The organism is Rossellomorea marisflavi, assembly GCF_001274775.1.
GTDB lineage: Bacteria > Bacillota > Bacilli > Bacillales > Bacillaceae_B > Rossellomorea > Rossellomorea marisflavi.
Genome location: NZ_LGUE01000005.1, coordinates 316,968 through 340,404, shown reverse-complemented (window position 1 = coordinate 340,404; position 23,437 = coordinate 316,968). Strand labels below are relative to the sequence as shown.

Genomic DNA, 23,437 nt, shown 5'->3' with positions numbered 1-23,437 from the left:
CTTAGGAGGTCATTCATTTTGAAAAAATCCATTTTCGCCGTGTTCCTTGCGCTTGTCCTGTTTGCTGCAGGCTGCGTGAACACAAAATCAGATGTAGCAGAAGACAGCAAGAACGATGGGAAGAAGCCGACCATTGAAATCCTCGGCATGAGTTCAAGCGAATCCGATATCAATATCCTTCGCGACCAGCTTGTGAAAAACGGCTTCGATGTGAAGCTGAATGTTCAACCGGACTATGGAAGCTTCAAATCCCAGCAGGATGCAGGGAACTATGACGTCGCCCTCTCCAGCTGGACGACGGTGACAGGTAACCCTGACTATGCCGTACGTTCCGTCTTCAAATCCGGTGGAGATTACAGCACCATCGCCGATGAGAAGGTCGACAAGCTGATTGATGAAGCAAGTATGCAAACGCCTGAAGAATTCACCAAAACGTACAAAGAACTGGAAGACCGCCTTGTATTCGAAAAAGCGTATATCGCACCGCTCTATATCTCATACAAAGCACAAGGAATCAACAAGGACGTTCTGAACACCGATACCGTCCGCCTTTCCAAATCCCGTGCCCTGGCGTGGGAAACGATCGACTTCAATGACGAAGCGAAACGTGCTAACGATCCACTGATCATGCAGCAAAGCATCCCGACCCTGACGTCCCTTGACCCAATCAAAGGGAATGACGGATCCATCAATACGATCAACACGAATATGTATGTAAGGCTTGTGAATCTGACCGATGATGACAACATCACGGCTGACGGTTCCCTCTCCCGCAACTACACGATCGGCGAAGGAAATTCAGAGTACTACTTCCTGCTGCGCGATGATATCAATTTTGCCAAAGTGACAGACAAAAAGGCCGTCGATTCCGGTGAGCGCGTCGGTGCCGACGATGTCATCTTCTCCCTGAACCGTGCAAAGGATAAGGATTCCGTTCCTGATCACCGTACGTACACCCTCCATGAGCATATCAAGGATGCAGAAGTCGTGACCGACCTGAAGGAACTTGACGGGAAGACCAATGACGGAAAAACGATCCGTGAAAGCCTGGAGAATGGCCTTGATCAAAAAATCTCAAGTCTTGTAGACGATAAAAACGACGCAGATAACGGAAGCGGAAAATACCAGGTCGTGAAAATGACAACGACTGAACCATTCCCTCAAGTATTGAACTACCTTGCCCATCAATCGGCCGGGATCGTATCGAAAAAGCAAGTGGAAAGCATCAACACGTATGATGTCGCATCCTTCGATGTGAAGAAAGACATCCCGTACGGTGACCAAAACACCGTCACGGAAGGCGACAAATACGATAACAGCCTTTACGCAAGCGGACCATACATCATGACGTACAAAAACGATTATGAAGCCGTCTTCCAGAAGAACCCTGCCTACATGAAAGGCACTGAAAACGAAGCGAAGATCAGCAACATCAATGTCCGCTTCATCGCAGAAGCCGACAGCGCCCTGTCCGCCCTCCGTAACGGGGAAATCCATTTCTACTACGGAGTCCCTGAAACGAAATACGAAACAGTCGAAAAAGACGACAAACTGAAGCTGCAGCGCATCGAAAGCAACGGCGTATCGTACCTGCTCTTCAATTCCAAAGGCCGTGACGTTTCCAAAAGCGACGACCTAAGAAAAGCCGTCCTGTACTCCATCAACCAGGATGAGTTCATCGACTACTACCAAGGCAACAAAATCAAAGCCGTCTCCACCGTCAGCCCCCTTGTCGACACAGGCAACGAGCTGAAGGCCGACAGCGATAAAGTGAAGGAATTCCTGAAGAAATATAACGAAAGTAAGTAACAGGAAAGAGCCTGCCGGAATTGGATCCGGCAGGCTCTTTCTTTGATTCATTTTCGTTTCCGGTACAGCAGGATAAAGTAAACGCCTATGAGCATGACGCTATAGAAAAGGATCCACCCATAGTTTGGGTAAACAGACGCCGATATGGAAGACAGATCATCGCCCATACCCATGATATCCAGCGAGCGATAGAGGGGTGGAAGGAACCACATCACCACCGGGGCAAGCCATTTCCCCATAGATGCCAACGCGAGTGTGAGGATGAGCACCGAGAGCGTACCCCACCATGTGTTCAACGGATTCCTCATCCATTCCCTTGTGAAGAGGGCCGACAAGGAGATGGATAAGACGCTCAGTGAGAAGTGGGCAAGCACCCCCATAATGATATGATATTGATTCACCCCTTCTCCAAACCCTCCGATGACCAAAGGATACCCGACCGACAGGATGCTGAGGATGAAGCCATTAAGCAGGGCAATGATATAAAGGGCTGCATGATAGCGCCATACCGGCCTCGCATGCATGAGCGTCACTTCTTTTTGACCCTCGTCCTCCGCATGGAAGATGGTGATCGTGATCCACCCCATGATGAAGAACAGGGCGATGGACGTAAAGGAATAGCTGTCCAAAATTGGATTGGGCGTATACGTGTAATTCAGCATCAGAACGAATAGGTATATGAATAATGGCGGTATAGATTTAAAGGTACGCAGATGAACAAGGAAGGAATAGCGGAACAGTGCCGTCATGACCGGACCCCCCCCTTTTCCATGATCATGGACGGGTATGCCCCTACTTCTTTGATGGACGCTCCTCTTTGCAGAAGTGCCAGGAGCACCCCGTCCAGTTCATCCTCACCCAGCATCGCTTCCATGCGCAACCGGTCATCGGTTAGTTCGAGTGATTTTTTCATTTCAAGAAGAGGAGTTACATGATCCAGTTTTGTTGAATGAATATCAAAGACAATCCTGAATTTCCCCCTGAGTAAACGCTCCTCTTTCACCAGTCCCTTGTCTTTTATAACAAAGATCTGATCGGCAAGCCTGCTCAGCCTTCTGGATTCATGACAGGTGAAGACGATTCCCACCCCGGTTCCTTTCAACTGCCCAAACAATTCCTCTAACTCCTGCTGTGCACGGGCATCAAGTCCGGACAGGGGCTCATCCATGATAAGGAGATGCGGCTCTTCCAACATGGCCTGCATGATGAGGACCTTTTGCTTCATCCCTTTGGAAAAGGTGGAGATACGCTGATTTTTGACGGACTCCAGCCGAAAATCTTCCAGGAGCCTGGTTATCCGCATTTGAAGCAATCCATCTTCCATCCCGCGGATCTTCCCCATATGAGTCAAGTATTCTACCGGAGTGAATGGAATGCTCCCCGGCGTGATTTCCGGCACATAACTAATAGTCAGAGGCATCACGTCATGATAGATGGTTCCATCATCCACCTTGCTCATGCCAGCTACCAATTTCAATAATGTACTCTTACCTGCCCCATTGTCTCCCCGGAGCATGACGATTTGATTGCTGTACAAAGAGAATGATATCCCTCTTAATACTTGGTGATGTTTATACTTTTTTGAGATATTCACAGCCGTAAGCAGTGCAGACACGCTCTCTACCCTCTTTCACTTCTTTTGGAAATATATTCTTATTCATTATTACAGAAATACCCATCTGTTTCCATAAAAAAAGCGACTCCCTTCCCATTTAGAAGGAGTCACTTATTTACTGTATGCCCGGATTATCTGTACTGATCATGCGCCGGGATGAACAGATCCTCTTCCGATCTCCTGACCATGGCAAAATGCTCGACGTTATAATGGCCGTGAAGCGTCGCATTATGATGCGCAATGATCTTATCCGCAGGGAGTGCTTTCGAGTCAGAAGTGGTGTGACCATCTCCAACAAGTGTCACGTCAAATCCGTTGACCGTCGCTGTCCGGACCGCCGTATCAATGCAGTACTCCGTCTTGCAACCCATCACCACAAGGTGACCGATGCCGGCATCCTTCAAATGGGCGAGAAGCGGGGTACCGTGAAAAGAATTCGTCGCTGCTTTATCAAAAATCACAGCGTTCTCGGGTACATAGATCTCCTTGTGGATCTCAAATCCAGGACCCTTTCCTTCCGCCACATCCACATCGCGGATGAAGACCATATCAACCTGTTCCTCTTGCGCTTTGGCAATCACCTGATTGATTGTGGAGATGACCCGCTCCTTTTCCCAGACCGGCACCTCGACTTCGCTACCGTCCATGAGATCTTGCTGACAATCGATGATTAATAATGTCTGTTTCAACTCATCTTCCCCTTTATGTATGGCATCCTTATCCCTTCTATATTATCATACTATTCGGATATCTTTCTTTGTTTTTATGAGTCCCGGGGATGAACAGGAAGGGGTAGAGTAGTAGATACAGATTAAATCCCCACCATGCCGCATCAAAGTCCTTCATCCATGCCCAGAACGAAACCGCCTGCAGACCGGAACAGCTGGTGAGCACATGGGAAATCAGGGCAATGCCCTTCCAAGATGGATAGCCTCTCTTCAGCAGATAGAGACTGGTTAATCCGGTTGCGGAAATCAAAAGATCCAGTGGGAGGAACGACCAGTTCCAGGCCACGATATGGGGATCATCATAATCCTTGAACGCCCATTCCTTTGGAATCCACCCCATGAATGTCACGAGCCAATAGATGATGAACCCGATGTCTGTGATGAGGAAAAAACCTTTCATGGCCCTCAACTGTTCGTTTCCTCCCCAATCTGCGGAGCATCTGCCGTACTGTGACCACCTGCCACATTCAGGATCACGACTCCCGCTATGATCAAGATGATCGCCACCGCCTTCAGCCAGGTGATGGTCTCACCGAAGTAAAATATCCCGATGAAAGTGATGATCACAATCCCCATCCCCGACCACACGGCATACGCAAGGGATACGTCCAAGCCCTTCAAAGCAAGCGTCAAAAATGACAAACTCGCAATATAGAAAACCATCAATAAAATGCTCGGTCCCACTTTCGTAAAGCCCTCCGACGCCTTCATGCTCGACGTCCCCGCGACCTCGAACAATATGGCCGCGATGAGATAGATCCAGTGCATGATAGATCACTCCTTTTGAATAGGGGGGTGTTTGTGCCTGGCACCTTTCGCCTCTTTTGTGCCTGGCACCTTTTCCTCTTTTTGTGCCTGGCACCTTTCGCCTCTTTTGTGCCTGGCACCTTTCGCCTCTTTTGTGCCTGGCACCTTTCACCCTTTTTGTGCCTGGCACCTTTCGCCCCTTTTGTGCCTGGCACCTTTCGCCTCTTTTGTGCCTGGCACCTTTCACCCTTTTTGTGCCTGGCACCTTTCTCCCTTTTTGTGCCTGGCACCTTTCACCCCTTTTGTGCCTGGCACCTTTCACCCCTTTTGTGCCTGGCACCTTTCACCCCTTTTGTGCCTGGCACCTATAATGGCACCTATAAGGAAGCTCTTTTAAGCACGAACTGCGGAAGTCCAAATTCCCGTTTCAGTAGCTTCATGCATTTTAAAGGGATGACTTCTCTATCTCATCATATAAACTCGTAAGGAATGGAAGATCCTCGGGGTACTGATGATCGAGTATGCTGAGCTCATCAAACGAAAACCAGGCGGCTTCTTCCACTAACTGATCGGGGTCGTTCAGGGGCTTCGGGCTGCCGTTCACCTCTACAAGGAAGTAATGAATGCAGACGTCGTAGCCTTTGACGACCGTCGTTTTGATCTTCAGTTTTTTCAGGATTTTCACGGGGTATCCCGTCTCCTCCATCATTTCCCTTACGCAGCAGCCTTCAGGCGTTTCCCCTTTTTCGATTCCGCCTGACGGGATCGCCCACTTGGTGGAGTTGAATCCTCTTATTAGAAGGACTTCACCTCTATCATTGAAGCAGACACCTGCCGAACCATTCCATGTTTTTGTCATTTTACATTTCCTCCGTTTTCAGTATGACTTCTTTCGATGCAGCTCCCGACATCCTGGCGGTGAGGATACCGTAACACAGTGATCCACCAAGGCCGATCAGGAGCAAGAGGCCGCCCATGTAGACCGGTGACAGCCACTCGCCGACGACGATGAGAAGGGAAGCAATGATCATGGCTCCGTAACCAGTGAGGCTATAGAAGGCCATGTAGGTACTCCTCCCGTTCTCGGGGGCCAAGTCACCGATCATCGCCTGTTTGATCGGTACATACATCAGCTCTCCCACGGTCCCGAAGAACATGAGGATGAAGAGGAACAGGATATTGTTGGTGACCGCAAAAGCACTGAAACAGATTGTAAAAACAATAAGGCCAGTAAGCAGGGTGGTCCGGTCCTTCCACTTCCTGAACACGAGCAGAACGAGGGCTGATAGTGCCACGACCAGGAGTGTATTTTCCGTCCGTAGAAATCCAAGGAGCCGGGTCCCGTCGAGTTCAAAGCTTAAACCGAATACGCTTCCTGTCTGCTGCGGAATATCCCGCTCAAAACGGATGCCGATGTAGTTTGTGAGGGACTGTTCCAACGTAAGGATCAAAATGCCCCCGACGATGAAATACATGAACAGCTTATCTTTCAGCACGCTGCTGTATCTGATGGATACAGGAGGTACATCTTCATGGGAATCCTGAGGTGAATAGCTTTCCGAGATGAACAGGATGGTGACCAATAAAGACATAAACGTGATGGACGTGACACCGATGAAGAGTTGAAACAGGTAGTCTTTGAAGAGAAATGCCCCGACGACACCTCCGATGGCATTGGCAAGATTGGCAAGCCAATAGCTGATGGTGAAGACGGTTTTCCGAGAAGCGGAGTCTGTAACGTCGATGATCATAGCTTGTGCTGCGGGACTGAACAGACCACCAAAGAACATATTGAAGATGAAGAGAAAGGCTGTTACATAGGGAAGATCGAACCACGGTGAGTTACACAGGGTGATGAAAACATAGGAGACCAGGAGCCCGAGCTCCCCGTACACCATGATCTTCTTACGTCCAAGCTTATCGGAGAGGGAGCCGCCGAGGAAACCGCCGGCAATGCCACTCAGGATCACGACCACCAGGACGATACCCGTGATCGTAGCCCCGAGCTTACCGGCAAAATAGATTGCCAGGAACGGCATGACGGCCATGGAGACAAGTCCGCCGAAAAACTGCATCACCAGCCGGAATTTGACGTTTGGATGGATTTCCTTCAGTTTCACCATTTCCTCGCACCGTCGGGGTGATGATACGGACCGAAGAGGCGTATGGCTTGTATCTTCAACGCTTCCCACAGTCTGAGATTACTTGGGTCGTCTATGTAGGTGAGGCGCATTCCATTCAAAGTCGACATATAGGAGTGGGCCAGAAGGTCATGCGGGTCGGGATAGAACACCCCCATTTTCTGCCCTTCCTCCAGTACGGGACTCACCGACTCAATAAAATCGGACACAAAGCTGTCCAGCTCCTCGAACAAGGCCGGATAGCGATCGAGCCTAGCCAACACCTGCTGGACAAGGCGGAGGAATTCACTTTTCTCAGAAAAGATCGTGACATGACGGTCGACCATGGCCGTAATGATTTCCATGGGGTCACCGGTAAACGTCCCCTGGATGTCGAGGAAATGCGGTTTGATCTCCTCAAGCTGTTCCAGAATCACGGTCTCATAGAGCATTTCCTTCGTCTCGAAATAAGTGAAGACCGTTCCGAAGCTTACACCTGCTTCCTTTGCGATATCCGCTACAGTCGTCTCGAAATAGCCCTTTTCGCTGAAGATTTTGCTTGCAGCACGAAAGATCCGGTCGCGTTTAAGCCTCTTCTTTTCCTCCATCGATGGTTTCATGGCGTATCTCCCTTAAAATTGATTGATTGATCAATCAATAATATACACCCAAATATTTCCACCGTCAACACATATTTTCGAAAATTCAGAATCAAGAAGACAACAGCCATTCTTCCCTGGTCAATGCATAAATCGCCTGTCTCGCCCCGAATCGCTCCACTTCTTCTTCCACTCTCATCCCGAGATTTTCCAATAGCCTGCATGATCGGTCATTCAACACTTGGGTTTCAGCCACGATGCGATGGAGCTCCAGCTTCTGAAAGCCATGAGTCAACACTGCAGCCACGGCTTCCTTGGCATATCCCTTCCCCCAGTGCTCCGGTAAAAACTGATAGGACACCTCCGTATCCTGGCCATTGTGATGGGTCGAAAGGGATACTCCTCCAAGAAATGTACCGTCCTTCAAATCGCGAACAGCCCAGTGGAGCTGCTGTCCCATCACTGCCATCAACCCTTCAAAATCCAGATCGGTCCTGACTCCGCCAAGATATCGCCTGACCTCTTCGTCTGCATATAACCTCCTGATGGACGGGATATCCTTATCCGTCATACGCTCGATTGAACATCTCTCAGTTCTCATCATCTTTCTTACCCCAGCTTTCCCTGATTTCGTTCACGATGACATCCGGTCGGTCCCAATGAATCAAATGGGATGCCTGAGGGATATCCTTCACAATCGCCTTGGCACCATCTTTAAACAACGTAGCCATATGAATCCGGTTTTCCTCACGATGAGGCGGCAGTGTTGCACGCAAAAGGACGATCCCCCATGGCAATCGATCATAATGCTCAAGGACTTCATGCCGGTGCATGGCCATGACGTATGCTGCACCCGTTTCCCCCCGTGCGTGCCAGTAATATCGCCCATCCTTCATCAAAGCAAGATCTTCTCCTGCGCGGTCCAGAGCTTCTGACCTCCTGGTTCCGCTGTATACCGCTTCATTCAGGAACTCTTCCCATGTACTCCAAGAATCTTCAAAATCCTTGCGGTAATACGCGGCTTCATCGGCTTCACTAATACTTCCAAGGCTCTTCGCCTGGTAGCCTCCGTCAATCAGGATGGAGCCCCTTACCTTGTCACGGTTCTTCAACAGATAGAATAAATGGGCGAAACTTCCCCAGGAGTGGGAGAGAAAATAGAAGTCTTCCAGTTTCAGTGCTTGGATGACCCCCTCCAGCCACTGAGCCATCCTTGGCATTTCATAGTCTTCCGGATTTGCAAAAGGGGCAGTCCGGCCATGACCGGGTGCATCAACGGCGATGATCCTGAATTCATCTTTTAATTCCTCAGCAATTTCAATGAAACTGAGAGCCGTACTGCCGAGGCCGTGCAGGCAGAAAATCACAGGTCGATCTTGTTGCCCCCATTCCGTGATATGAATGGCATTGTCTATCCAATAATCTCTCATCTCGCACCTCCAATGGCATTTTTTTCTATTATATTTTACCAAAAAAGTGCCCAAAAGGAAGGACCTTTTGGACACTCTGGACTTTATACGTTTGCATTGATGGTTTTCACGTTTTTCAAGATGAAGTCTGTGCTTTTTCTTAGATAGTGGATACGGCTTACCTCATTAAAGAAGGATCAAATCGCAATGACCTGGCCCTTCTTACTATCATGGTTGCTTTTTATTTCTTGAACACCTTATCAATGATCTCATCCGTCGTCATGCCGCTCTCGACTTCGAACGTTCCTGGACGAAGATCGTTCTCGAGTTTACGCTTTTCGACGCGCTTGTAGAAATCGAGTCCGTCTTTGATAATATTGGCTTTTTCAAGGGCGTTCCCTACATCAATGCTGGTCATCCCATCTGAAACAGTCAGGACGGTTTTATATACGATCTTTTCTTTTGCAGGCTGATCGTCAGCTTTTTCTGCTTCCTGCTTCTCTTCATCACCTTTATGGATGGCGAATCCTTTTGAGGTCAGATGCTGGATCATTTCGTCATCCGTCATCTTTTCCTTGACGGTCTTGGTCTCGGGTTTCGCTGTCGTCGTTTTTGCTTCCGGCTGATCGGTGAAAAAGTAGACCCCGCCGGTCACGGTTGCGGCGACAAGAAGGCCAGAGGCAAAACTGCGCAATGTATTGGGTCTCATTGGGCAACCATGCTCCTTTCAGCCTTTTTTGTCATATATGGTGTAAGCATGCGTTCGACTTCTATGGTCGGGAGCTGTTGCTCTGATGCAATGCTTTCAATGGAGTATCCACGCTTATGAAGATCTAACATTTCCCGGAGCACGCGGCGTTCATCGGATGTTGCCGGTACTGCACCTGCCTGCTGTGCGGTAATTTCCGCGTCCAGCTGCATGGCGCGCATCTGCTTTTCCAATTCGTGCACCTCATTCATCACCGAAATCGACATGTGCTCAACCTGTTGTTCGAGCTGAGATTTCGACTGGCTCGTCTTTACAAACGATAAAATGAGCAGCACAACAGCCGCACCAAACAAAATGGCGATTATCCATCCCATCTTATGTTCCTCCTTCTATGTAACAATTTATCAACCTAAATTATACCCTGAACCCTGTCACAATTCGATTTTTATCGACAAAACACGACTTTGATCCTGTACCTATACCATTATATAACAACCTCATTGGGATTTGTATCCTGTTTTTCTTTACAAGTTTATGACGATTCTTTTCCCTATTTCACGAATAGATCATGACGAAATGCAGGACGGCTTCGGATTCTTCCGGGTTCGAATAGCCGTGGGGTTGATCGGCAGGGAATTGGATGGAATCGTATTGTTCGAGGGAATATATCCGGTCACCCACCCTCACCTCCACCCTTCCTTCCATGACGGTGACATATTCCTTCACTCCCGTCTGATGGGCGTCGGCCATATAATGACTGTGTGGCTTAAGGAAAGCCCTGTGGGTTTCAAGCGAACCATAATGAGAGGTGGAAAACATCGGTTCAAGGGTCAAGGAACCATCAGCACTCAATACCTTGTTTCCTTCATTCTTCCTCGACACCTTCACCTGCTGCTTTTCCATCAGTAAAGAGGAAATCGGGATCGACAGGCCATTGGCGATCTTCCAGATGATCGTCAGTGACGGATTGGCCTCCCCACGCTCGATGTTCCCAAGGGTCAGCTTGCTGACGCCTGTCAAATCGGCAAGTGCCTGCAAACTTAAATTCTGTTCCCCGCGTACGTCCCTCAGGATGGTACCGATATGTTTGGCAAGAGATTCAGGATTTTCCCATGTGTTCATACTCATTTCTCCTTCCATTGTCGGAAAATTTCATCAACCAACTGGTTGTCGGTTTGTAATTGGTATATTATAGTTATCATATAGTCTACTATACTTAACCAAAGGGTGACTGACTCATGAAAGAACTTCTTCTTGGCATTGTCTCGTCCATGTTCTTTGCCGTTACATTCATTTTGAATCGCTCCATGGAGCTGTCCGGGGGGAGCTGGATGTGGAGTGCGTCCCTCCGTTTCCTGTTCATGCTTCCGTTTTTCCTTCTCATTGTACTTGCAAGGAAGAATATGAAACAAGTATTTCTTGAACTCAAAGCGAATCCTGGTGCGTGGCTGCTTTGGAGCTTTTTCGGTTTCGTCCTGTTCTATGCCCCATTGACCTACGCCGCCACCTATGGACCGGGCTGGCTCGTAGCGGGCACATGGCAGTTCACGATCGTAGCGGGGATCCTGCTCGCACCTCTCTTTTTCACCACCGGGCCAGACGGAAGCAAACAGCGCCACCGCATCCAAAAGAAAGCACTGATCATTTCCCTTCTCATCCTTACAGGTGTGATCTTCATCCAGCAGCAGCAAGCTGCCGAGCTGACACCCATCCAGATGTTGATGGGCATCCTGCCGGTTCTCGTAGCGACCTTTGCCTATCCGCTCGGTAACCGTAAAATGATGAGCTTATGCAACGGACGGCTGGATACGTTCCAGCGGATCCTTGGCATGACGATTGCAAGCCTCCCCTTCTGGCTGATCCTGAGCGCGATCGCCATATGGAAAGCGGGAGTGCCGAGTGGTGGGCAGGTGACCCAATCCTTTGTAGTAGCGGTGTGCTCAGGCGTGATTGCCACTACACTGTTCTTCATCGCCACGAACCGTGTCCGTCATCATCAAGGAAAGCTCGCCTCAGTTGAAGCGACGCAGTCGACCCAGGTCCTTTTCGTCATGGCCGGTGAAGCCATCTTCCTGTCGAGCCCGCTTCCGACCGGCATTGCAGCCGTCGGGATCCTGTTGATCATCGCCGGGATCATCGGTCATACATTGAATATGAAAAAGATGAATGCCCCCCGCCCCGTCGCCCTTCAGAAGAGCTCTCCATAAGAAAAAGCGTCCTGCCCGGGACGCTTTTCTTCATAATGACTCCATATTCTTTTGAACTTTCTTCAATAACCCCAGCAGCTGATGCTGTTCCTCACGATCGAGACCATGAAACTGTGAGGCTTGGACCTGCTCCTGCTGTGGCACCACTTCGTCGTACAGCTCCCGCCCCCTTGCTGTAAGGGTGATGGTTTTCGTCTTCCACTGCTGTTCACGCTGCACGTATCCCAGTTTCTCCATCTTCGTGATGAGCTGCGTGATATTCCCCTTGGTGACGAACAATTTCTCACCAAGCTCCTTCTGTGTGAGCTTCCCGTGCACCCCCACCTGGGTCAGGCAGTCGAACTGGGCGCTGGTGAGTCCCCATTTCTTGAGGTGATCATTGTTTTCCTTGATGCTGTGATTGTATACCCGTGAGAGACGGAACCATAGCATCAGGCCAAGGCGTTTTTCCTTCATGGATAGTGGTTTGCTCATTTTCCTTCCTCCCTTCGTGCCTCTGGAAGGGGCTTGATCTTTGATTCGATTTCCTCTCTTCTAGCTTCGAGGAACGGCGGCAGGGAGAGCTTCCTGCCTAGTCGGTCCCTGGTTTCATCAGTTTCGAACCCCGGTCCATCGGTGGCCAATTCAAAGAGGATGCCGCTCGGATCGTTAAAATAGGTGGAGCTGAAGTAATGGCGATCGATCAATCCCGACGTTTTGACCCCATGACTCTCCAGATGATCGATCCACTTATCGAGCTCCTCCTCATCGCTCACACGGAATGCGACATGATGGACGCCACCGCGTCCTTGGCGTTCTTTGGGTCCATCTTGTTCGAGAAGATGCACCTCAGATCCTCTCCCGCCGGATCCTGTTGTGAACATCCGAACCTTCCCTTCATCCCAGGTGTCCTTTTTCACAAACCCAAGTATCTCTTCCAGGAAGCGCTCGGTCGCTGCCGTATCCTTTACCGTTAGCTGCACAGGACCGAGGCCACTGATGGCATACGCCTGAGGAACCGTACTCCCTGACCACGCATTCCTCTCAGAACCCGGATCCGACAGCAACTGCATCCGGTGACCATCGCGGTCCCTGAACCCGAGGACGCTATATCCATACCTATTGGAAATCCCGTCATGCTCAACCCCGAATTCTTGGAACCGGCTTCGCCAATAATCCAGTGCTTCTTCTGACGGCACTAGTAATGACACGAGGGAGATGCTGTCCGTTCCAGCATGATTCTTAGCCAGGTTGGGGATTTCAAAAAAGGTCAGCTCCGAGCCAGGACTTCCCGTTTCGTCCCCATAGAATAGATGATAATAAAAGGGATTGTCCTGGTTCACCGTCGTCTTTACGAGGCGCATGCCGAGGATGTCACGATAAAAAGGCAGGTTTCCTGCCGCATTGGCTGTAAGTGATGAGATGTGATGGATTCCTTTGAGTTCCATGATGCGTCCTCCCTGAATGTTTCTTGCTTGCATCTTTTCTTGTGATTATGTATTATCAGTTTAGTACTAAACTTAAAAACCGTCAAGCATGCGGCCCAGCCGTATCCAATATGAAGAAAAAAGGAGAGATCTGCCTTGAACCATTTAAAAGGAATCCATCACGTGACCGCCATCACGAGCAGTGCAGAAAAGAATTATGAATTCTTCACCTACGTCCTCGGGATGCGCCTTGTGAAAAAGACCGTCAATCAGGATGATATCCAGACATACCATCTTTTCTTTGCCGATGACAAAGGAAGTGCCGGAACCGATATGACGTTCTTTGACTTCCCTAACATTCCACGTGGGGTACACGGAACGAATGAAATCGCCAAAACTTCCTTCCGCGTACCGAGTGATGAAGCCCTTGACTACTGGGTCAAACGCTTCGATCGCTTGAAGATCGACCACAGTGGCATCACGACACGCTTCGGGAAAAAGACCCTTTCTTTCACCGACTTCGATGATCAGCAGTACCAATTGATCTCGGATGAGAAGAACGAAGGCGTCCCTGCCGGTACCCCGTGGCAGGATGGGCCGGTTCCATTGGAATATGCCATCACCGGTCTGGGACCGATCTTCATCCGCATCCAGGACTTCGACTACTTCAAAAAACTGATGGAAATGGTCCTTCAATTCAAGGAAATCGGTCATGAAGGAAGCTTCCACCTATTCGAGGTCGGAGAAGGCGGAAACGGGGCACAGGTCGTCGTCGAGCACAACACCGTCCTTCCGAGCGCCCAACAAGGCTTTGGTACCGTCCACCACGTGGCCTTCCGCGTCGAGGACCGTGCTGTACTTGATGAATGGACAAAACGCATGGAAGAGTTCGGATTCCGTACGTCCGGGTATGTGAACCGCCACTTCTTCGAATCACTCTATGCCCCTGTGGCACCACAGATCCTGTTCGAGTTTGCAACAGATGGACCCGGATTTATGGGAGACGAGCCATACGAAACCCTTGGGGAGAAGTTATCCCTGCCTCCATTCCTCGAGCCGAAGCGCGAACAGATTGAAGCGCTCGTCAGACCGATCGATACGGTCAGGAGCACAAGGGATATCCAAAAAGAGTATGAGTGACCAAATCTCCGAATTCCCACAAGAAAAAATCTGGGATAGATTGTTTTAATCATGGTAAAACCCGAATTCATTTGCCTGCGATAGGGCAAATGAATTCGGGTTTTTAGTTTGTTTCATGACCAAGTTTATAGCGGTTGATTGAAGTGCAAGACGAAGACTCCTACGAGAAGAGTAGCTGATGTGAGAAGGTCTGCCGAGGAGGCTCACGAGCTACCCCCGGAAAGCGTAGTCTTGCACGGAGATCATGAGTGGTATATAGAATTGATACTGATGATGTTTGTATGTAAATGGTACCTTCAGAATGTCACTTCAATCGCTTCATCCTTATAAGGGGAATGAAAGATCACCTTATGGTCGCCGATCCATTCAACATCGTTGATCCCCAGAACGGTCAGATCGTCTTCAAGTCCATCGGTATGCCTGGTCATGATTGACACTGAGTCTCCTTTTTGTTTTTGCACCACCATTGGAATGCTGGTCGACCGGTAAAACGTATAAAAATGAGATGTTTCACCATGTGTAGCATTCCGATATTCAATCATGACCGTCGCCCCTCCATCTGGGGATTGGATATCATGATAGGAATGCTTTAAAAGGAGATGAAGGAAGATGACCACCACTGAAAAAACAAGGAATATAACCGACACAGTAATCATCACATACCTATTGATCTTATACGCCCAGGCTACGATGTATAACGCCACGATCGTAAGGAACCACGGCACCAAAAGCCCTGTCGGCTTTAAAAAACTCACGTAATAATTGTACTTGTATAAAAAGATAAGAAGAATATCGATTCCGACGATGACTAATAACAAGATCATGGCTATGGTTTTCTTTTTCATTGCATTTGCCCCCTCCACGTGTGTGCCATCCTTATTTTAACATATCGATTCCACTCAGATTCAAAGGTCTGAAGAATAAAAAAACCTACCAGTTCATACTGATAGGCTCGCAAATTCATGCTTAATCGGCCGGTCTTGGACCAGGCTTTTTCCCAGTCGATTCCACTGTCAGGACCGGACGGACAGTGGCATCACCTTCGACTCTGATCTGGCAGGACAAGCGAAGGCGATCCTCATACGTCATCTCTGTCTCACCCGACGACAGCTCACAGAAATCCCCGTCATGAATTTCGACCCTGCACGTGGTACAGCGTGCGTTGCCGCCGCATCGATGCAGGATGTCCACTCCGTTGTCCTCCAGGGCCAGAACCAGCTTCGTACCCTTTTCAACCGTATATTTCCCGTAGCCGATCACTGTCAACTTTGGCATGGATCCCGCCTCCTCATTCCTCATAGTGTAACCATTCTACGCTCATTTTTTCCGCATTTGTGATGTTTTGATTAAACTTTATTAATTTTCAAATAATTGTTTGACTTCGTGTGTTGAGACGATTATAATTACCCTATGTTTAAAATGTTTTAATTCGAGATAATTTGAGGAGGAAAAAATATGGCCGTTGATTTTTATGAAAGCCTGAAGTCCCGCCGTACGTATTATGGTATCGATAAGCAGGTAACTGTATCAGACGAACGGGTTAAAGAAATCGTTGAGTTTGCAGTAAAACATACGCCTTCTGCGTTCAATTCACAGACTGCACGTGTTGTCGTCCTTACTGGAGACGCTCATGACAAGCTATGGGATCTCACCACTTCCGCACTGAAAAAAGCAGTGGGTGAAGGAGATTTCACTGGAACCCAACAGAAGATGGATTCTTTCAAAGCAGGCTACGGCACAGTCCTGTTCTTCGAAGAGGAAAGCATCGTCAAGTCCCTTCAGGAACAATTCGCCCTCTATGCCGATAACTTCCCGATCTGGTCCCACCAATCCTCCGGAATGCATCAGCTCGTTGTCTGGACCGCCCTTGAATCAGAAGGCCTCGGCGCCTCCCTTCAGCATTACAACCCGCTGATCGATGAAGACGTGAAGAACGAATGGAGCCTCCCGCAAAGCTGGAAGCTCATCGCCCAAATGCCATTCGGTAATCCAACAGCCGAGCCGGGTGAAAAGCAGTTCCAACCCCTGGATGAACGCGTAAAATTCTATAAATAAGACAGAAGCACAGCGATACGCATGATCGCTGTGTTTTTTATTTAAATCCCTAGCCATTTTCATGCTGACTAACACAGGTTGTGCAGATGCTGCAGAACCGAATCATCCAGATGAATCCTCCCCACCCTCAATGGAACGGTGATGATGAACGGCGCAGAATATCCGATAGAGAGAGGAAATTACCAGTGGGAATTCAAAAGAGGCAAGAACCGCCCTATCCCCTTCCAAAATAGTATGGAAGTAGCAGCGCAGGACGGACGATTCCTTTGGGGACCAGAGGCAAGGTTGAGACCCTGTTGACGTCAGCCAAAACGGCTCATGATGATTCCCCGTTGGAAAAAGGGCGACCGCAGCGGAAAGGCACGAACTTAATCAAATAGTCTATGAACTAGAAAATATTTTTTGCACCTATCATAAGGAAGGATGTCGAACACAGCATTCTACCTATCACCACAAAGTGCCTTGTAGCGGAGGCCACCTGACTCCTACGGGAATAGAGGGTAGCTTGAGACCCTGCAGGCGCAGCCGAAGCGGCTCAACACCCTCCCCGAGGAAAGCAGGTGGCCGCAGCGAAAAGGAACGAACCCAATCAAATAATCTATGAAGTAGAAGAGCATTTTCTCACCCATTAAAAGTTATGTCGAACACACCATCCTCCCTACCACCACAAAGTGCCTTGCAGCGAAGGACGGCCGACTCCTTCGGGAATAGAGGCAAGGTTGAGACCCTGCAGGCGCAGCCGAAGCGGCTCAACTGACTCCCCGAGGAAAGCGGCCGACCGAAGCGAAACGGAACGAACTTCTCCCTCTTTCTCCCCCATTAAAAGGTGGCCGGGATTCCTGGCTTAAACCCTCCATGCATGTATCCTCACCCCAGAAAGCACCTGCCGAATCTAGACGGAGACCCCTTCCTCCCTCCTCACTTACTAAAAAATATGCAAACTCACTTAAATCCCCGATTTAAAGACATACTAACCGAAACACCCCCATCCGATTGAATGGACAAAATTCGCCAGCCACCACGATTTTCTGTTACAATAAGTACATAAGTTATTTTTTTATACAACCGTTTGAAAGGGGTTACATATAGTGGAGGACCGACAAGAACTTCACCCTAAAGTAGAGAAAAGCTTCGAACTGATCGGAAAAAAATGGACCGGCTTGATCATTTATGTTTTAATGAGTGGACCAAAGCGCTTCAGCGAATTGAGCGAAGCCATCCCCGCCCTGAGCAGACGATTATTGACCGAGCGCGTCAAAGAGCTTGAAGAACACGGGATTGTCATCAGGGAAGTCATAGCGGATCGGCCGATACGATCGGAATATTCACTCACACAAAAGGGAATCGAACTGGGCAACATCCTCGGACCTATCAGCAAATGGGCAGAAAGCTGGGTCCATGACTAACCTCTAATAGAAAGGGTTGACATCATGACCAACGTTCTCTATATCACCGCTCATCCACTCAGTGAAACTGAATCCCTCAGCATGGCTGTTGGCAGAGAATTTTTCGATACATACAAACGATCTCATCCCGAAGATGAAATCGTTCACCTGGATCTGTATCAAAGTGACATCCCGTTCCTCGACAGGGATGTCTTCGACGGATGGGAGAAACTCAGGTCAGAGGCTTCGCTTACAGACCTTACCACCGCAGAGCGCCTTAAAGTCGGACGCCTTGCCGAACTTGGCGGTCAGTTCCTGCTGGCAGATAAATATATCTTCGTCACTCCCATGTGGAACTTCTCCATTCCCGCTATCATGAAGGCCTACATCGATGCCGTCACCGTATCCGGTAAGACGTTCATCTACACAAAGGACGGAATCCAGGGAATGCTTGCAGGTAAAAAGGCCATCCATATCCAGTCACGGGGGGATATATACTCCGAGGGACCGGAAGAACCGCGTGAACTTGGGCATCGCTATATGGAAGTGATGATGGAATTCTTCGGAGTCGCTTCCTTTGAGAGCATCATCATTGAAGGCCAGATGAAATATCCTGAAAGAACGGAACAAATCAAGGCCAAGGCGATGGCAGAGGCTCATGAGAAGGCTCAAACGTTTTAATGGACGAAAAACACCCGGATCGGGTGTTTTTTTCTTAATGGGTTCCTTGATTGCCCTCCGACCATTCCCGTGACAGCTGGTACTGAAACAAAAAAATCCACAAAAAAACGGGAGGCATAATGCCCCCCTTTTTCGTTTTTCCTATTAACCTCTTCCTGCTTGGAAAGAAGGATATTTTGTCATACCACCATCTGCGAACAGTGTGATACCAGTTACATAGCTAGCTTCTTTAGAAGCAAGGAATGCAGCAACGGATGCTACTTCTTCCGGTTTACCGATGTAACCCATTGGGATCATGCTTTCAACGTCAGCGCGTTGTTCTGGATCGTCGAATTTCTCAGCGTTGATAGGTGTATACATCGCACCAGGTCCGATGTTGTTCACGCGGATGCCTTTAGGTGCATATTCAAGGGCAAGTGTTTCGGTCATCAATTTGATTCCGCCTTTACTTGCTGCATAGTGGACGAATAGCGGCCAAGGAATCATTTCGTGGACAGAAGACATGTTGATGACGTTCCCTTTGATGTCGTTTTCTACCCAGTATTTGATTGCTTCACGGCTACCAAGGAAGGCACCAGTCAAGTTTGTGTTGATGACTTTGTTCCAGTTATCAAGAGAAAGCTCGTGAGATGGAACAGGGTTTTCGATACCGGCATTATTGATCATGACGTCAAGTGTACCGAATTCTTTTACAGCTGTTTGTACAAGGTTGATGACGTCTGCTTCTACTGTTACATCACCTTGAACGATGATCGCTTCCCCACCGGCTGCTTCTACTTCGTTTTTCGCTTCGATTGCTTCTTCTTCATTCACATAGTAGTTGATGACGACTTTCGCTTGTTCTTGACCGAAACGGACAGCCATTGAGCGTCCAAGACCAGTGGATCCGCCAGTGATGGCAACTACTTTACCTTTTAAATCTTCATACATAATGAATTCCTCCTTAGATTATGTTGATGCTGTACCTATGGATGATTATTGGCTTTTCGTGATTCCGAGAAGGACACCACCGATGATGATCAGGATGATACCGAAGATGATACCGACCATTTGACGTTTGGTTTTCTTCTCACCTAGAAGGAAGATTCCTCCGAGTGTTGAAATAACGATACCCATTTGTGAGAGGGAGAAGCTTGTTGCGACTCCGACTTTCGGTTGTGAGATGAAGAGGAACATATTCCCCGCAGCCCAGATCAACCCTGGAATGATGTTTTTGATTGCATATTTGTTGAATGGCTTATGTCTGTAAGTAAGAATGATTCCTCCGATGAACATCCCGATTGCTTGTGGGAATAGGGCTGTCCAACCATCAACGTCGAATAGACGTGCAACGACAACATATACAAGGTAACCAATGGTTGAAACGATAAGCGTGATGATCGCTTTCTTGAATTGTTTTGAATTCTCTTCGTTCTTTTGTTCCTTGCTCTCCAGTGATGTCAGTACGATTCCGACGATGATACAGATAAGGGCAATGATTCCTAATATGACAGTGACCGCAGTGGACCACTCATTAAATACAATGACACCGAACAATGCAGTTGAAACAAGCTGCATACCGGTTGAAATCGGCATTGTTTTGGAAACACCGATATATTCGATCGTTTTGAGCTGGTTACTTTGACCTACGGCCCAGAATAGACCCGAAACGATTCCGACGATAAAGATGGTTGGTGTTAGAACCGGATGAACAACCAAGAAGATGACTGCTGAGAAGATCAGCGCACCGATTGTTGTTCCTAGTGTCTGGCTATAAGCGCCTCCACCGAGTTTCACATTGAAAAGTACAATGCTCCCCCAGAATATCGCAGGAAGGATGGCTAAGAAAATATCCATGAATGTGAACCTTCTTTCCTAAACTGTTGATGTATTTGTGAGCGACTATTTGTTCACTCAATGTTACTAATAGTAACTAGGTAGAAAAAAATAGTCAATCGATTGAGCTCCTTTTTTTTCTTACCCATTTTCGTAAAAATAAACCCTTTCATTTGTGAAATGTTGAGCGTACGCAACAAACCTTGTCATGCTAAGTAATTCAGGATTTGTCAGAAAAAACGGTGATTCCATTTACTTACATAAATGTGATAATACACGTAATACTCTGACTACTTTAAGTAACCGTTTTCCTTGAAACGGCGCGGTTTTCAGGGGATTTCAAAGGGTTCGACCCTCCAGGAAAAACGTGAAATGTAAGCGTTCGATTCTGTCACAAATGAAAAAATCCACACAAAAAAACGACCTTTTTTGGAAGGTCGCTACTCTGAAAAAATTGAATTTTTTTGATGTAGAGGATGATTTTACACATGATTCACACGTTTATTCGGACTGATATGGCTTGGCAATGTGATTGGTTTTCAAGGGTTCATTTACTGATTCCGATCCCCATTTTCAGAACAGAAGCCATATTCCTCGATGCACGTTCCAGAAGTCGAGGAGCCTGACTGAATGCCTCGTTCAGGTCGATGATTCCGGGAACGATGGAGAAAAGTGCATCGATGCCGTGTTCATAGACGACCGTACTGTCCTCCGTGAGTGATCCCGCGATGCCGATCACGGGTATTCCGTAAACCTTGGCAGACTTCGCCACCCCGATCGGTGTCTTCCCGTAGATGGTCTGTCCGTCGATCCGCCCTTCTCCCGTGATGACAAGAGAAGCGTCCTTGACTTTATCACTGAAATTGACGGCCTTCAGGACAATGTCGATTCCACGATTGAGTTCGGCTTTTAAGAACGCGAGGAGGGCAAAGCCCAATCCGCCTGCGGCCCCTGTGCCTGCTATACTAGCGACCTCACTTCCGCCAATAGTAATAGAGGCAAGGTGGGCAAGGTTTCCGTCAAGCATCCGGACCACTTCCGGAGTAGCTCCTTTTTGTGGTCCGAAGATCGCAGAGGCACCGGTGGGACCTGTAAGGGGGTTGGTGACGTCGCATGCCACTTCAAGCTTGACGGAGTCCAGCCTGGAATCCAGCAGACTCAAGTCAATGGATTTTATAGCAGAGAGTGCTCCGCCACCCGGACCGATTTCCTCCCCTTTTTCATCCAAGAACTTGCCTCCGAGAGCCTGCATCATACCCACACCGCCATCGTTGGTGGCACTGCCACCGATCCCCACGATGATATGGCTGACGCCTTCATCGAGAGCTGCACGGATAAGCTCGCCGGTTCCCCTGGAGGTCGTGAGCAGGGGATTGCGTTTTGCCGGCTCCACTAGATGAAGACCTGACGCTGCTGCCATTTCAATGACAGCCGTTTTCCCGTTACCCAATATGCCAAAGAAGGCCTGGACCGTCTCACCAAGGGGTCCTGTGACGGAACGTTCCCTGATGGTGCCATCAGTGGCATCCACAAGGGATTGAACGGTCCCTTCCCCGCCGTCAGCCATGGGAAGGAGCTGATACTCCGCGTCCGGGAACACGGCTTTCATGCCTTTCTCAATGGATTGCGCCGCTTCCAGCGCAGTCATGCTTTCTTTGAATGAATCAGGTGCAATGACGATCTTCATCATTTTCTCTCCTCTCAGGTTAACCGAAAATCTTGAATACGCCGAACACTAAAGTTGACAGAATGGCCAATGTGAGTCCGACAAGGGATTCATAAGGCATGAGTTTAAGACGTTCTTTCATGCTCATATTCACGCTACCTGCCGTCGCATGGAAGAAGCTTCCGTGGGGCAAATGATCCAGTACGGTGGCTCCTGCATGAATCATGGCCGCTCCGGCCAGGGCGGACACACCCATTTCAAGGATGGTCCCACTGAATACGCTACTTGCAACTGCGGTACCAGCCGTTGTCGATGCCGTTGCTGCCGACATGAAGATCCCAGATGCCGGTGCGAGGAGATATGCTGGCAGACCCGATGCACTGAGGCCATTGATGATGACATCCTTCAGGGTCGAATTCGCAATGATACCGGCAAGCGTTCCCGTTCCAAGGAGCATGATCGCCACTCCCGACATTTTTCCAAGGCCGGATACCGCGTAGTCGTTGATCTTTCTTGTCTTCTTCATGGCAATGGCCCCGATGATCCCCCCAATCGGCAGGGCCACCATCGGATCGATATTGATATCGAACAGAGGGCGAAGGGCCAATAAGAGGATGGCTACAAGTGGTGCTACAAGAGCTGTAATGAAAAGAGGCATGTTCGAGGCGTCAACCACTGCGCTCTCTTCTTGGATGAAAGTTCCTTTACGGGCAAGCTTCTTGGCCACCATGTAGGTGACTGCGAGACCGAATAGGGCCGGAATGATCCCTGCCATCATAATGGATGTGAGGGGAACACCGAACGCATCCGATGCCGCGATGGCATTCGGGTTCGGTGACATGATGTTCCCTGCCTTCCCTCCTCCGATCATGGCAAGGAGAATGGCCGTCCTGGACAGCTTTGCCCGTTTTGCGATGGCAAGGGCAATCGGTGAAACGGTGATGACGGCAACATCTACAAATACTCCGACTGCTGTCAGGATCATGGTGGCGAGGGCAAGGGCAAGGAGTGCCTTTGATTCACCAAGCTTCTTCACGATCGTCTCGGCAATGGACAGTGCAGCGCCTGACTCGATCAGGACACCGGCGAGCACACCGGCTGCCATGATACGAAGGACGGCAGGAATGATTCCCTTTGCTCCTTCCATCATAAGATTGACGGTATTGGCTATATCCACTCCGCCGATGAGACCACCGATCAGCGCGCCGGCAACCATCCCATAAGCGGGCGGGACTTTTTTAAGTATTAATACGATAGCGATGACAAGGGCACTCACTGCTCCTAAAGCGCTTACAGTAACATCCATTTCTGCTCCCCCTCAGACGAATTATTCTCTATGTAGTTAA

Annotated in this window: 27 protein-coding genes; 6 read left to right on the top strand and 21 right to left on the bottom strand. The window is 48.9% G+C overall.

Annotated features, from left to right (window positions below; genetic code table 11):
• Nucleotides 1–15 precede the first annotated feature (15 nt).
• On the top strand, nucleotides 16–1,809 hold the full coding sequence (locus tag AF331_RS16885) for an ABC transporter substrate-binding protein (protein ID WP_053429240.1): 1,794 nt from the start codon (nucleotides 16–18) through the stop codon (nucleotides 1,807–1,809).
• A gap of 47 nt (nucleotides 1,810–1,856) precedes the next feature.
• On the opposite strand, the gene AF331_RS16880 is transcribed toward AF331_RS16885, so the two are convergent.
• The 13 genes from AF331_RS16880 to AF331_RS16820 all read right to left on the bottom strand — a co-directional run bounded on the left by AF331_RS16880 (nucleotide 1,857) and on the right by AF331_RS16820 (nucleotide 10,858).
• Nucleotides 1,857–2,558: a hypothetical protein gene (locus tag AF331_RS16880; RefSeq protein ID WP_053429239.1), complete on the bottom strand. Its 702-nt coding sequence runs from the start codon at nucleotides 2,556–2,558 to the stop codon at nucleotides 1,857–1,859.
• Nucleotides 2,555–3,424 carry an ATP-binding cassette domain-containing protein gene (locus AF331_RS16875; protein WP_053429238.1) on the bottom strand — a complete coding sequence of 290 codons (870 nt, stop codon included), beginning with the start codon at nucleotides 3,422–3,424 and terminating at the stop codon, nucleotides 2,555–2,557. The genes AF331_RS16880 and AF331_RS16875 overlap by 4 nt, the downstream gene beginning before the upstream one ends.
• A gap of 131 nt (nucleotides 3,425–3,555) precedes the next feature.
• Nucleotides 3,556–4,113, bottom strand: a complete 558-nt coding sequence (locus AF331_RS16870; protein WP_053429237.1) for an isochorismatase family protein — start codon at nucleotides 4,111–4,113, stop codon at nucleotides 3,556–3,558.
• Between the two features lie 37 nt (nucleotides 4,114–4,150).
• Nucleotides 4,151–4,552 carry a DUF5360 family protein gene (locus AF331_RS16865; RefSeq protein ID WP_053429395.1) on the bottom strand — a complete coding sequence of 134 codons (402 nt, stop codon included), beginning with the start codon at nucleotides 4,550–4,552 and terminating at the stop codon, nucleotides 4,151–4,153.
• A 5-nt stretch (nucleotides 4,553–4,557) separates the two neighbouring features.
• Nucleotides 4,558–4,920, bottom strand: coding sequence for a DMT family transporter (locus AF331_RS16860; RefSeq protein ID WP_053429236.1), 363 nt, complete (start codon nucleotides 4,918–4,920; stop codon nucleotides 4,558–4,560).
• A gap of 424 nt (nucleotides 4,921–5,344) precedes the next feature.
• Nucleotides 5,345–5,758, bottom strand: a complete 414-nt coding sequence (locus AF331_RS16855; protein ID WP_053429235.1) for an NUDIX hydrolase — start codon at nucleotides 5,756–5,758, stop codon at nucleotides 5,345–5,347.
• Between the two features lies 1 nt (nucleotide 5,759).
• Entirely contained in the window at nucleotides 5,760–7,019 is a 1,260-nt protein-coding gene (locus tag AF331_RS16850) for an MFS transporter (protein WP_053429394.1), read from the bottom strand.
• Nucleotides 7,016–7,639, bottom strand: a complete 624-nt coding sequence (locus AF331_RS16845) for a TetR/AcrR family transcriptional regulator (RefSeq protein ID WP_053429234.1) — start codon at nucleotides 7,637–7,639, stop codon at nucleotides 7,016–7,018. Before AF331_RS16845 ends, AF331_RS16850 begins: the two co-directional genes overlap by 4 nt.
• A gap of 91 nt (nucleotides 7,640–7,730) precedes the next feature.
• Nucleotides 7,731–8,189, bottom strand: a complete 459-nt coding sequence (locus AF331_RS16840) for a GNAT family N-acetyltransferase (protein WP_160316578.1) — start codon at nucleotides 8,187–8,189, stop codon at nucleotides 7,731–7,733.
• A 19-nt stretch (nucleotides 8,190–8,208) separates the two neighbouring features.
• Complete coding sequence (locus tag AF331_RS16835; RefSeq protein WP_053429232.1) at nucleotides 8,209–9,048, bottom strand: alpha/beta fold hydrolase; 840 nt, start codon at nucleotides 9,046–9,048, stop codon at nucleotides 8,209–8,211.
• Nucleotides 9,049–9,268: 220 nt separating this feature from the next.
• The gene (locus tag AF331_RS16830; protein WP_053429231.1) at nucleotides 9,269–9,736 is read right to left on the bottom strand and encodes a hypothetical protein; all 468 of its coding nucleotides are present in this window, start codon (nucleotides 9,734–9,736) and stop codon (nucleotides 9,269–9,271) included.
• On the bottom strand, nucleotides 9,733–10,110 hold the full coding sequence (locus AF331_RS16825; RefSeq protein WP_053429230.1) for a beta/alpha barrel domain-containing protein: 378 nt from the start codon (nucleotides 10,108–10,110) through the stop codon (nucleotides 9,733–9,735). The genes AF331_RS16830 and AF331_RS16825 overlap by 4 nt, the downstream gene beginning before the upstream one ends.
• A 181-nt stretch (nucleotides 10,111–10,291) precedes the next feature.
• Nucleotides 10,292–10,858: a helix-turn-helix domain-containing protein gene (locus AF331_RS16820; RefSeq protein WP_235576423.1), complete on the bottom strand. Its 567-nt coding sequence runs from the start codon at nucleotides 10,856–10,858 to the stop codon at nucleotides 10,292–10,294.
• A 116-nt stretch (nucleotides 10,859–10,974) separates the two neighbouring features.
• On the opposite strand from AF331_RS16820, the gene AF331_RS16815 reads away from it, so the two are divergent.
• On the top strand, nucleotides 10,975–11,943 hold the full coding sequence (locus tag AF331_RS16815; RefSeq protein ID WP_053429228.1) for a DMT family transporter: 969 nt from the start codon (nucleotides 10,975–10,977) through the stop codon (nucleotides 11,941–11,943).
• A 30-nt stretch (nucleotides 11,944–11,973) separates the two neighbouring features.
• On the opposite strand, the gene AF331_RS16810 is transcribed toward AF331_RS16815, so the two are convergent.
• On the bottom strand, nucleotides 11,974–12,399 hold the full coding sequence (locus tag AF331_RS16810; RefSeq protein ID WP_053429393.1) for a MarR family winged helix-turn-helix transcriptional regulator: 426 nt from the start codon (nucleotides 12,397–12,399) through the stop codon (nucleotides 11,974–11,976).
• Nucleotides 12,400–12,413: 14 nt separating this feature from the next.
• Nucleotides 12,414–13,370, bottom strand: a complete 957-nt coding sequence (locus AF331_RS16805) for a ring-cleaving dioxygenase (protein ID WP_053429227.1) — start codon at nucleotides 13,368–13,370, stop codon at nucleotides 12,414–12,416.
• A 135-nt stretch (nucleotides 13,371–13,505) separates the two neighbouring features.
• On the opposite strand from AF331_RS16805, the gene AF331_RS16800 reads away from it, so the two are divergent.
• Nucleotides 13,506–14,489: a ring-cleaving dioxygenase gene (locus tag AF331_RS16800; protein WP_048014567.1), complete on the top strand. Its 984-nt coding sequence runs from the start codon at nucleotides 13,506–13,508 to the stop codon at nucleotides 14,487–14,489.
• A 296-nt stretch (nucleotides 14,490–14,785) separates the two neighbouring features.
• Here the strand turns inward: AF331_RS16800 and AF331_RS16795 are convergent, their stop codons facing one another.
• Nucleotides 14,786–15,334 carry a hypothetical protein gene (locus AF331_RS16795; protein ID WP_053429226.1) on the bottom strand — a complete coding sequence of 183 codons (549 nt, stop codon included), beginning with the start codon at nucleotides 15,332–15,334 and terminating at the stop codon, nucleotides 14,786–14,788.
• Between the two features lie 121 nt (nucleotides 15,335–15,455).
• Nucleotides 15,456–15,764: a 2Fe-2S iron-sulfur cluster-binding protein gene (locus AF331_RS16790; protein ID WP_053429225.1), complete on the bottom strand. Its 309-nt coding sequence runs from the start codon at nucleotides 15,762–15,764 to the stop codon at nucleotides 15,456–15,458.
• 180 nt (nucleotides 15,765–15,944) lie between these two features.
• Here AF331_RS16790 and AF331_RS16785 point away from each other — a divergent pair, with 180 nt between their 5' ends.
• The 3 genes from AF331_RS16785 (at nucleotide 15,945) to AF331_RS16775 (ending at nucleotide 18,610) form a co-directional block, all read left to right on the top strand.
• The gene (locus tag AF331_RS16785) at nucleotides 15,945–16,544 is read left to right on the top strand and encodes a nitroreductase family protein (RefSeq protein ID WP_053429224.1); all 600 of its coding nucleotides are present in this window, start codon (nucleotides 15,945–15,947) and stop codon (nucleotides 16,542–16,544) included.
• A 1,088-nt stretch (nucleotides 16,545–17,632) separates the two neighbouring features.
• Nucleotides 17,633–17,950 (top strand): winged helix-turn-helix transcriptional regulator, encoded by a 318-nt coding sequence (locus tag AF331_RS16780; protein WP_048007138.1) that lies wholly within the window; start codon nucleotides 17,633–17,635, stop codon nucleotides 17,948–17,950.
• A 24-nt stretch (nucleotides 17,951–17,974) separates the two neighbouring features.
• Nucleotides 17,975–18,610: an NAD(P)H-dependent oxidoreductase gene (locus AF331_RS16775; RefSeq protein ID WP_053429223.1), complete on the top strand. Its 636-nt coding sequence runs from the start codon at nucleotides 17,975–17,977 to the stop codon at nucleotides 18,608–18,610.
• A gap of 144 nt (nucleotides 18,611–18,754) precedes the next feature.
• Here AF331_RS16775 and gdh read toward each other — a convergent pair whose 3' ends face one another.
• The 4 genes from gdh to AF331_RS16755 all read right to left on the bottom strand — a co-directional run bounded on the left by gdh (nucleotide 18,755) and on the right by AF331_RS16755 (nucleotide 23,397).
• Complete coding sequence (gdh, locus tag AF331_RS16770; RefSeq protein WP_053429222.1) at nucleotides 18,755–19,540, bottom strand: glucose 1-dehydrogenase; 786 nt, start codon at nucleotides 19,538–19,540, stop codon at nucleotides 18,755–18,757.
• A 45-nt stretch (nucleotides 19,541–19,585) separates the two neighbouring features.
• Nucleotides 19,586–20,446, bottom strand: a complete 861-nt coding sequence (locus tag AF331_RS16765; RefSeq protein ID WP_048007141.1) for a RhaT/GlcU family sugar-proton symporter — start codon at nucleotides 20,444–20,446, stop codon at nucleotides 19,586–19,588.
• 526 nt (nucleotides 20,447–20,972) lie between these two features.
• Nucleotides 20,973–22,112 (bottom strand): glycerate kinase, encoded by a 1,140-nt coding sequence (locus AF331_RS16760; protein ID WP_053429221.1) that lies wholly within the window; start codon nucleotides 22,110–22,112, stop codon nucleotides 20,973–20,975.
• Between the two features lie 19 nt (nucleotides 22,113–22,131).
• Nucleotides 22,132–23,397, bottom strand: a complete 1,266-nt coding sequence (locus AF331_RS16755; RefSeq protein ID WP_053429220.1) for a GntP family permease — start codon at nucleotides 23,395–23,397, stop codon at nucleotides 22,132–22,134.
• Between the last annotated feature and the right edge of the window lie 40 nt (nucleotides 23,398–23,437).

What these genes read in the sequence shown, in the direction of transcription:
- AF331_RS16880 (WP_053429239.1), bottom strand. Translation starts at nt 2,558, where the DNA reads ATGACGGCACTGTTCCGCTATTCCTTCCTTGTTCATCTGCGTACCTTT.
- AF331_RS16865 (WP_053429395.1), bottom strand. Translation starts at nt 4,552, where the DNA reads ATGAAAGGTTTTTTCCTCATCACAGACATCGGGTTCATCATCTATTGG.
- AF331_RS16860 (WP_053429236.1), bottom strand. Translation starts at nt 4,920, where the DNA reads ATGCACTGGATCTATCTCATCGCGGCCATATTGTTCGAGGTCGCGGGG.
- AF331_RS16855 (WP_053429235.1), bottom strand. Translation starts at nt 5,758, where the DNA reads ATGACAAAAACATGGAATGGTTCGGCAGGTGTCTGCTTCAATGATAGA.
- AF331_RS16845 (WP_053429234.1), bottom strand. Translation starts at nt 7,639, where the DNA reads ATGAAACCATCGATGGAGGAAAAGAAGAGGCTTAAACGCGACCGGATC.
- AF331_RS16840 (WP_160316578.1), bottom strand. Translation starts at nt 8,189, where the DNA reads ATGACGGATAAGGATATCCCGTCCATCAGGAGGTTATATGCAGACGAA.
- AF331_RS16835 (WP_053429232.1), bottom strand. Translation starts at nt 9,048, where the DNA reads ATGAGAGATTATTGGATAGACAATGCCATTCATATCACGGAATGGGGG.
- AF331_RS16830 (WP_053429231.1), bottom strand. Translation starts at nt 9,736, where the DNA reads ATGAGACCCAATACATTGCGCAGTTTTGCCTCTGGCCTTCTTGTCGCC.
- AF331_RS16825 (WP_053429230.1), bottom strand. Translation starts at nt 10,110, where the DNA reads ATGGGATGGATAATCGCCATTTTGTTTGGTGCGGCTGTTGTGCTGCTC.
- AF331_RS16820 (WP_235576423.1), bottom strand. Translation starts at nt 10,858, where the DNA reads ATGAACACATGGGAAAATCCTGAATCTCTTGCCAAACATATCGGTACC.
- AF331_RS16815 (WP_053429228.1), top strand. Translation starts at nt 10,975, where the DNA reads ATGAAAGAACTTCTTCTTGGCATTGTCTCGTCCATGTTCTTTGCCGTT.
- AF331_RS16810 (WP_053429393.1), bottom strand. Translation starts at nt 12,399, where the DNA reads ATGAAGGAAAAACGCCTTGGCCTGATGCTATGGTTCCGTCTCTCACGG.
- AF331_RS16805 (WP_053429227.1), bottom strand. Translation starts at nt 13,370, where the DNA reads ATGGAACTCAAAGGAATCCATCACATCTCATCACTTACAGCCAATGCG.
- AF331_RS16795 (WP_053429226.1), bottom strand. Translation starts at nt 15,334, where the DNA reads ATGAAAAAGAAAACCATAGCCATGATCTTGTTATTAGTCATCGTCGGA.
- AF331_RS16790 (WP_053429225.1), bottom strand. Translation starts at nt 15,764, where the DNA reads ATGCCAAAGTTGACAGTGATCGGCTACGGGAAATATACGGTTGAAAAG.
- AF331_RS16785 (WP_053429224.1), top strand. Translation starts at nt 15,945, where the DNA reads ATGGCCGTTGATTTTTATGAAAGCCTGAAGTCCCGCCGTACGTATTAT.
- AF331_RS16775 (WP_053429223.1), top strand. Translation starts at nt 17,975, where the DNA reads ATGACCAACGTTCTCTATATCACCGCTCATCCACTCAGTGAAACTGAA.
- gdh (WP_053429222.1), bottom strand. Translation starts at nt 19,540, where the DNA reads ATGTATGAAGATTTAAAAGGTAAAGTAGTTGCCATCACTGGCGGATCC.
- AF331_RS16765 (WP_048007141.1), bottom strand. Translation starts at nt 20,446, where the DNA reads ATGGATATTTTCTTAGCCATCCTTCCTGCGATATTCTGGGGGAGCATT.
- AF331_RS16760 (WP_053429221.1), bottom strand. Translation starts at nt 22,112, where the DNA reads ATGAAGATCGTCATTGCACCTGATTCATTCAAAGAAAGCATGACTGCG.
- AF331_RS16755 (WP_053429220.1), bottom strand. Translation starts at nt 23,397, where the DNA reads ATGGATGTTACTGTAAGCGCTTTAGGAGCAGTGAGTGCCCTTGTCATC.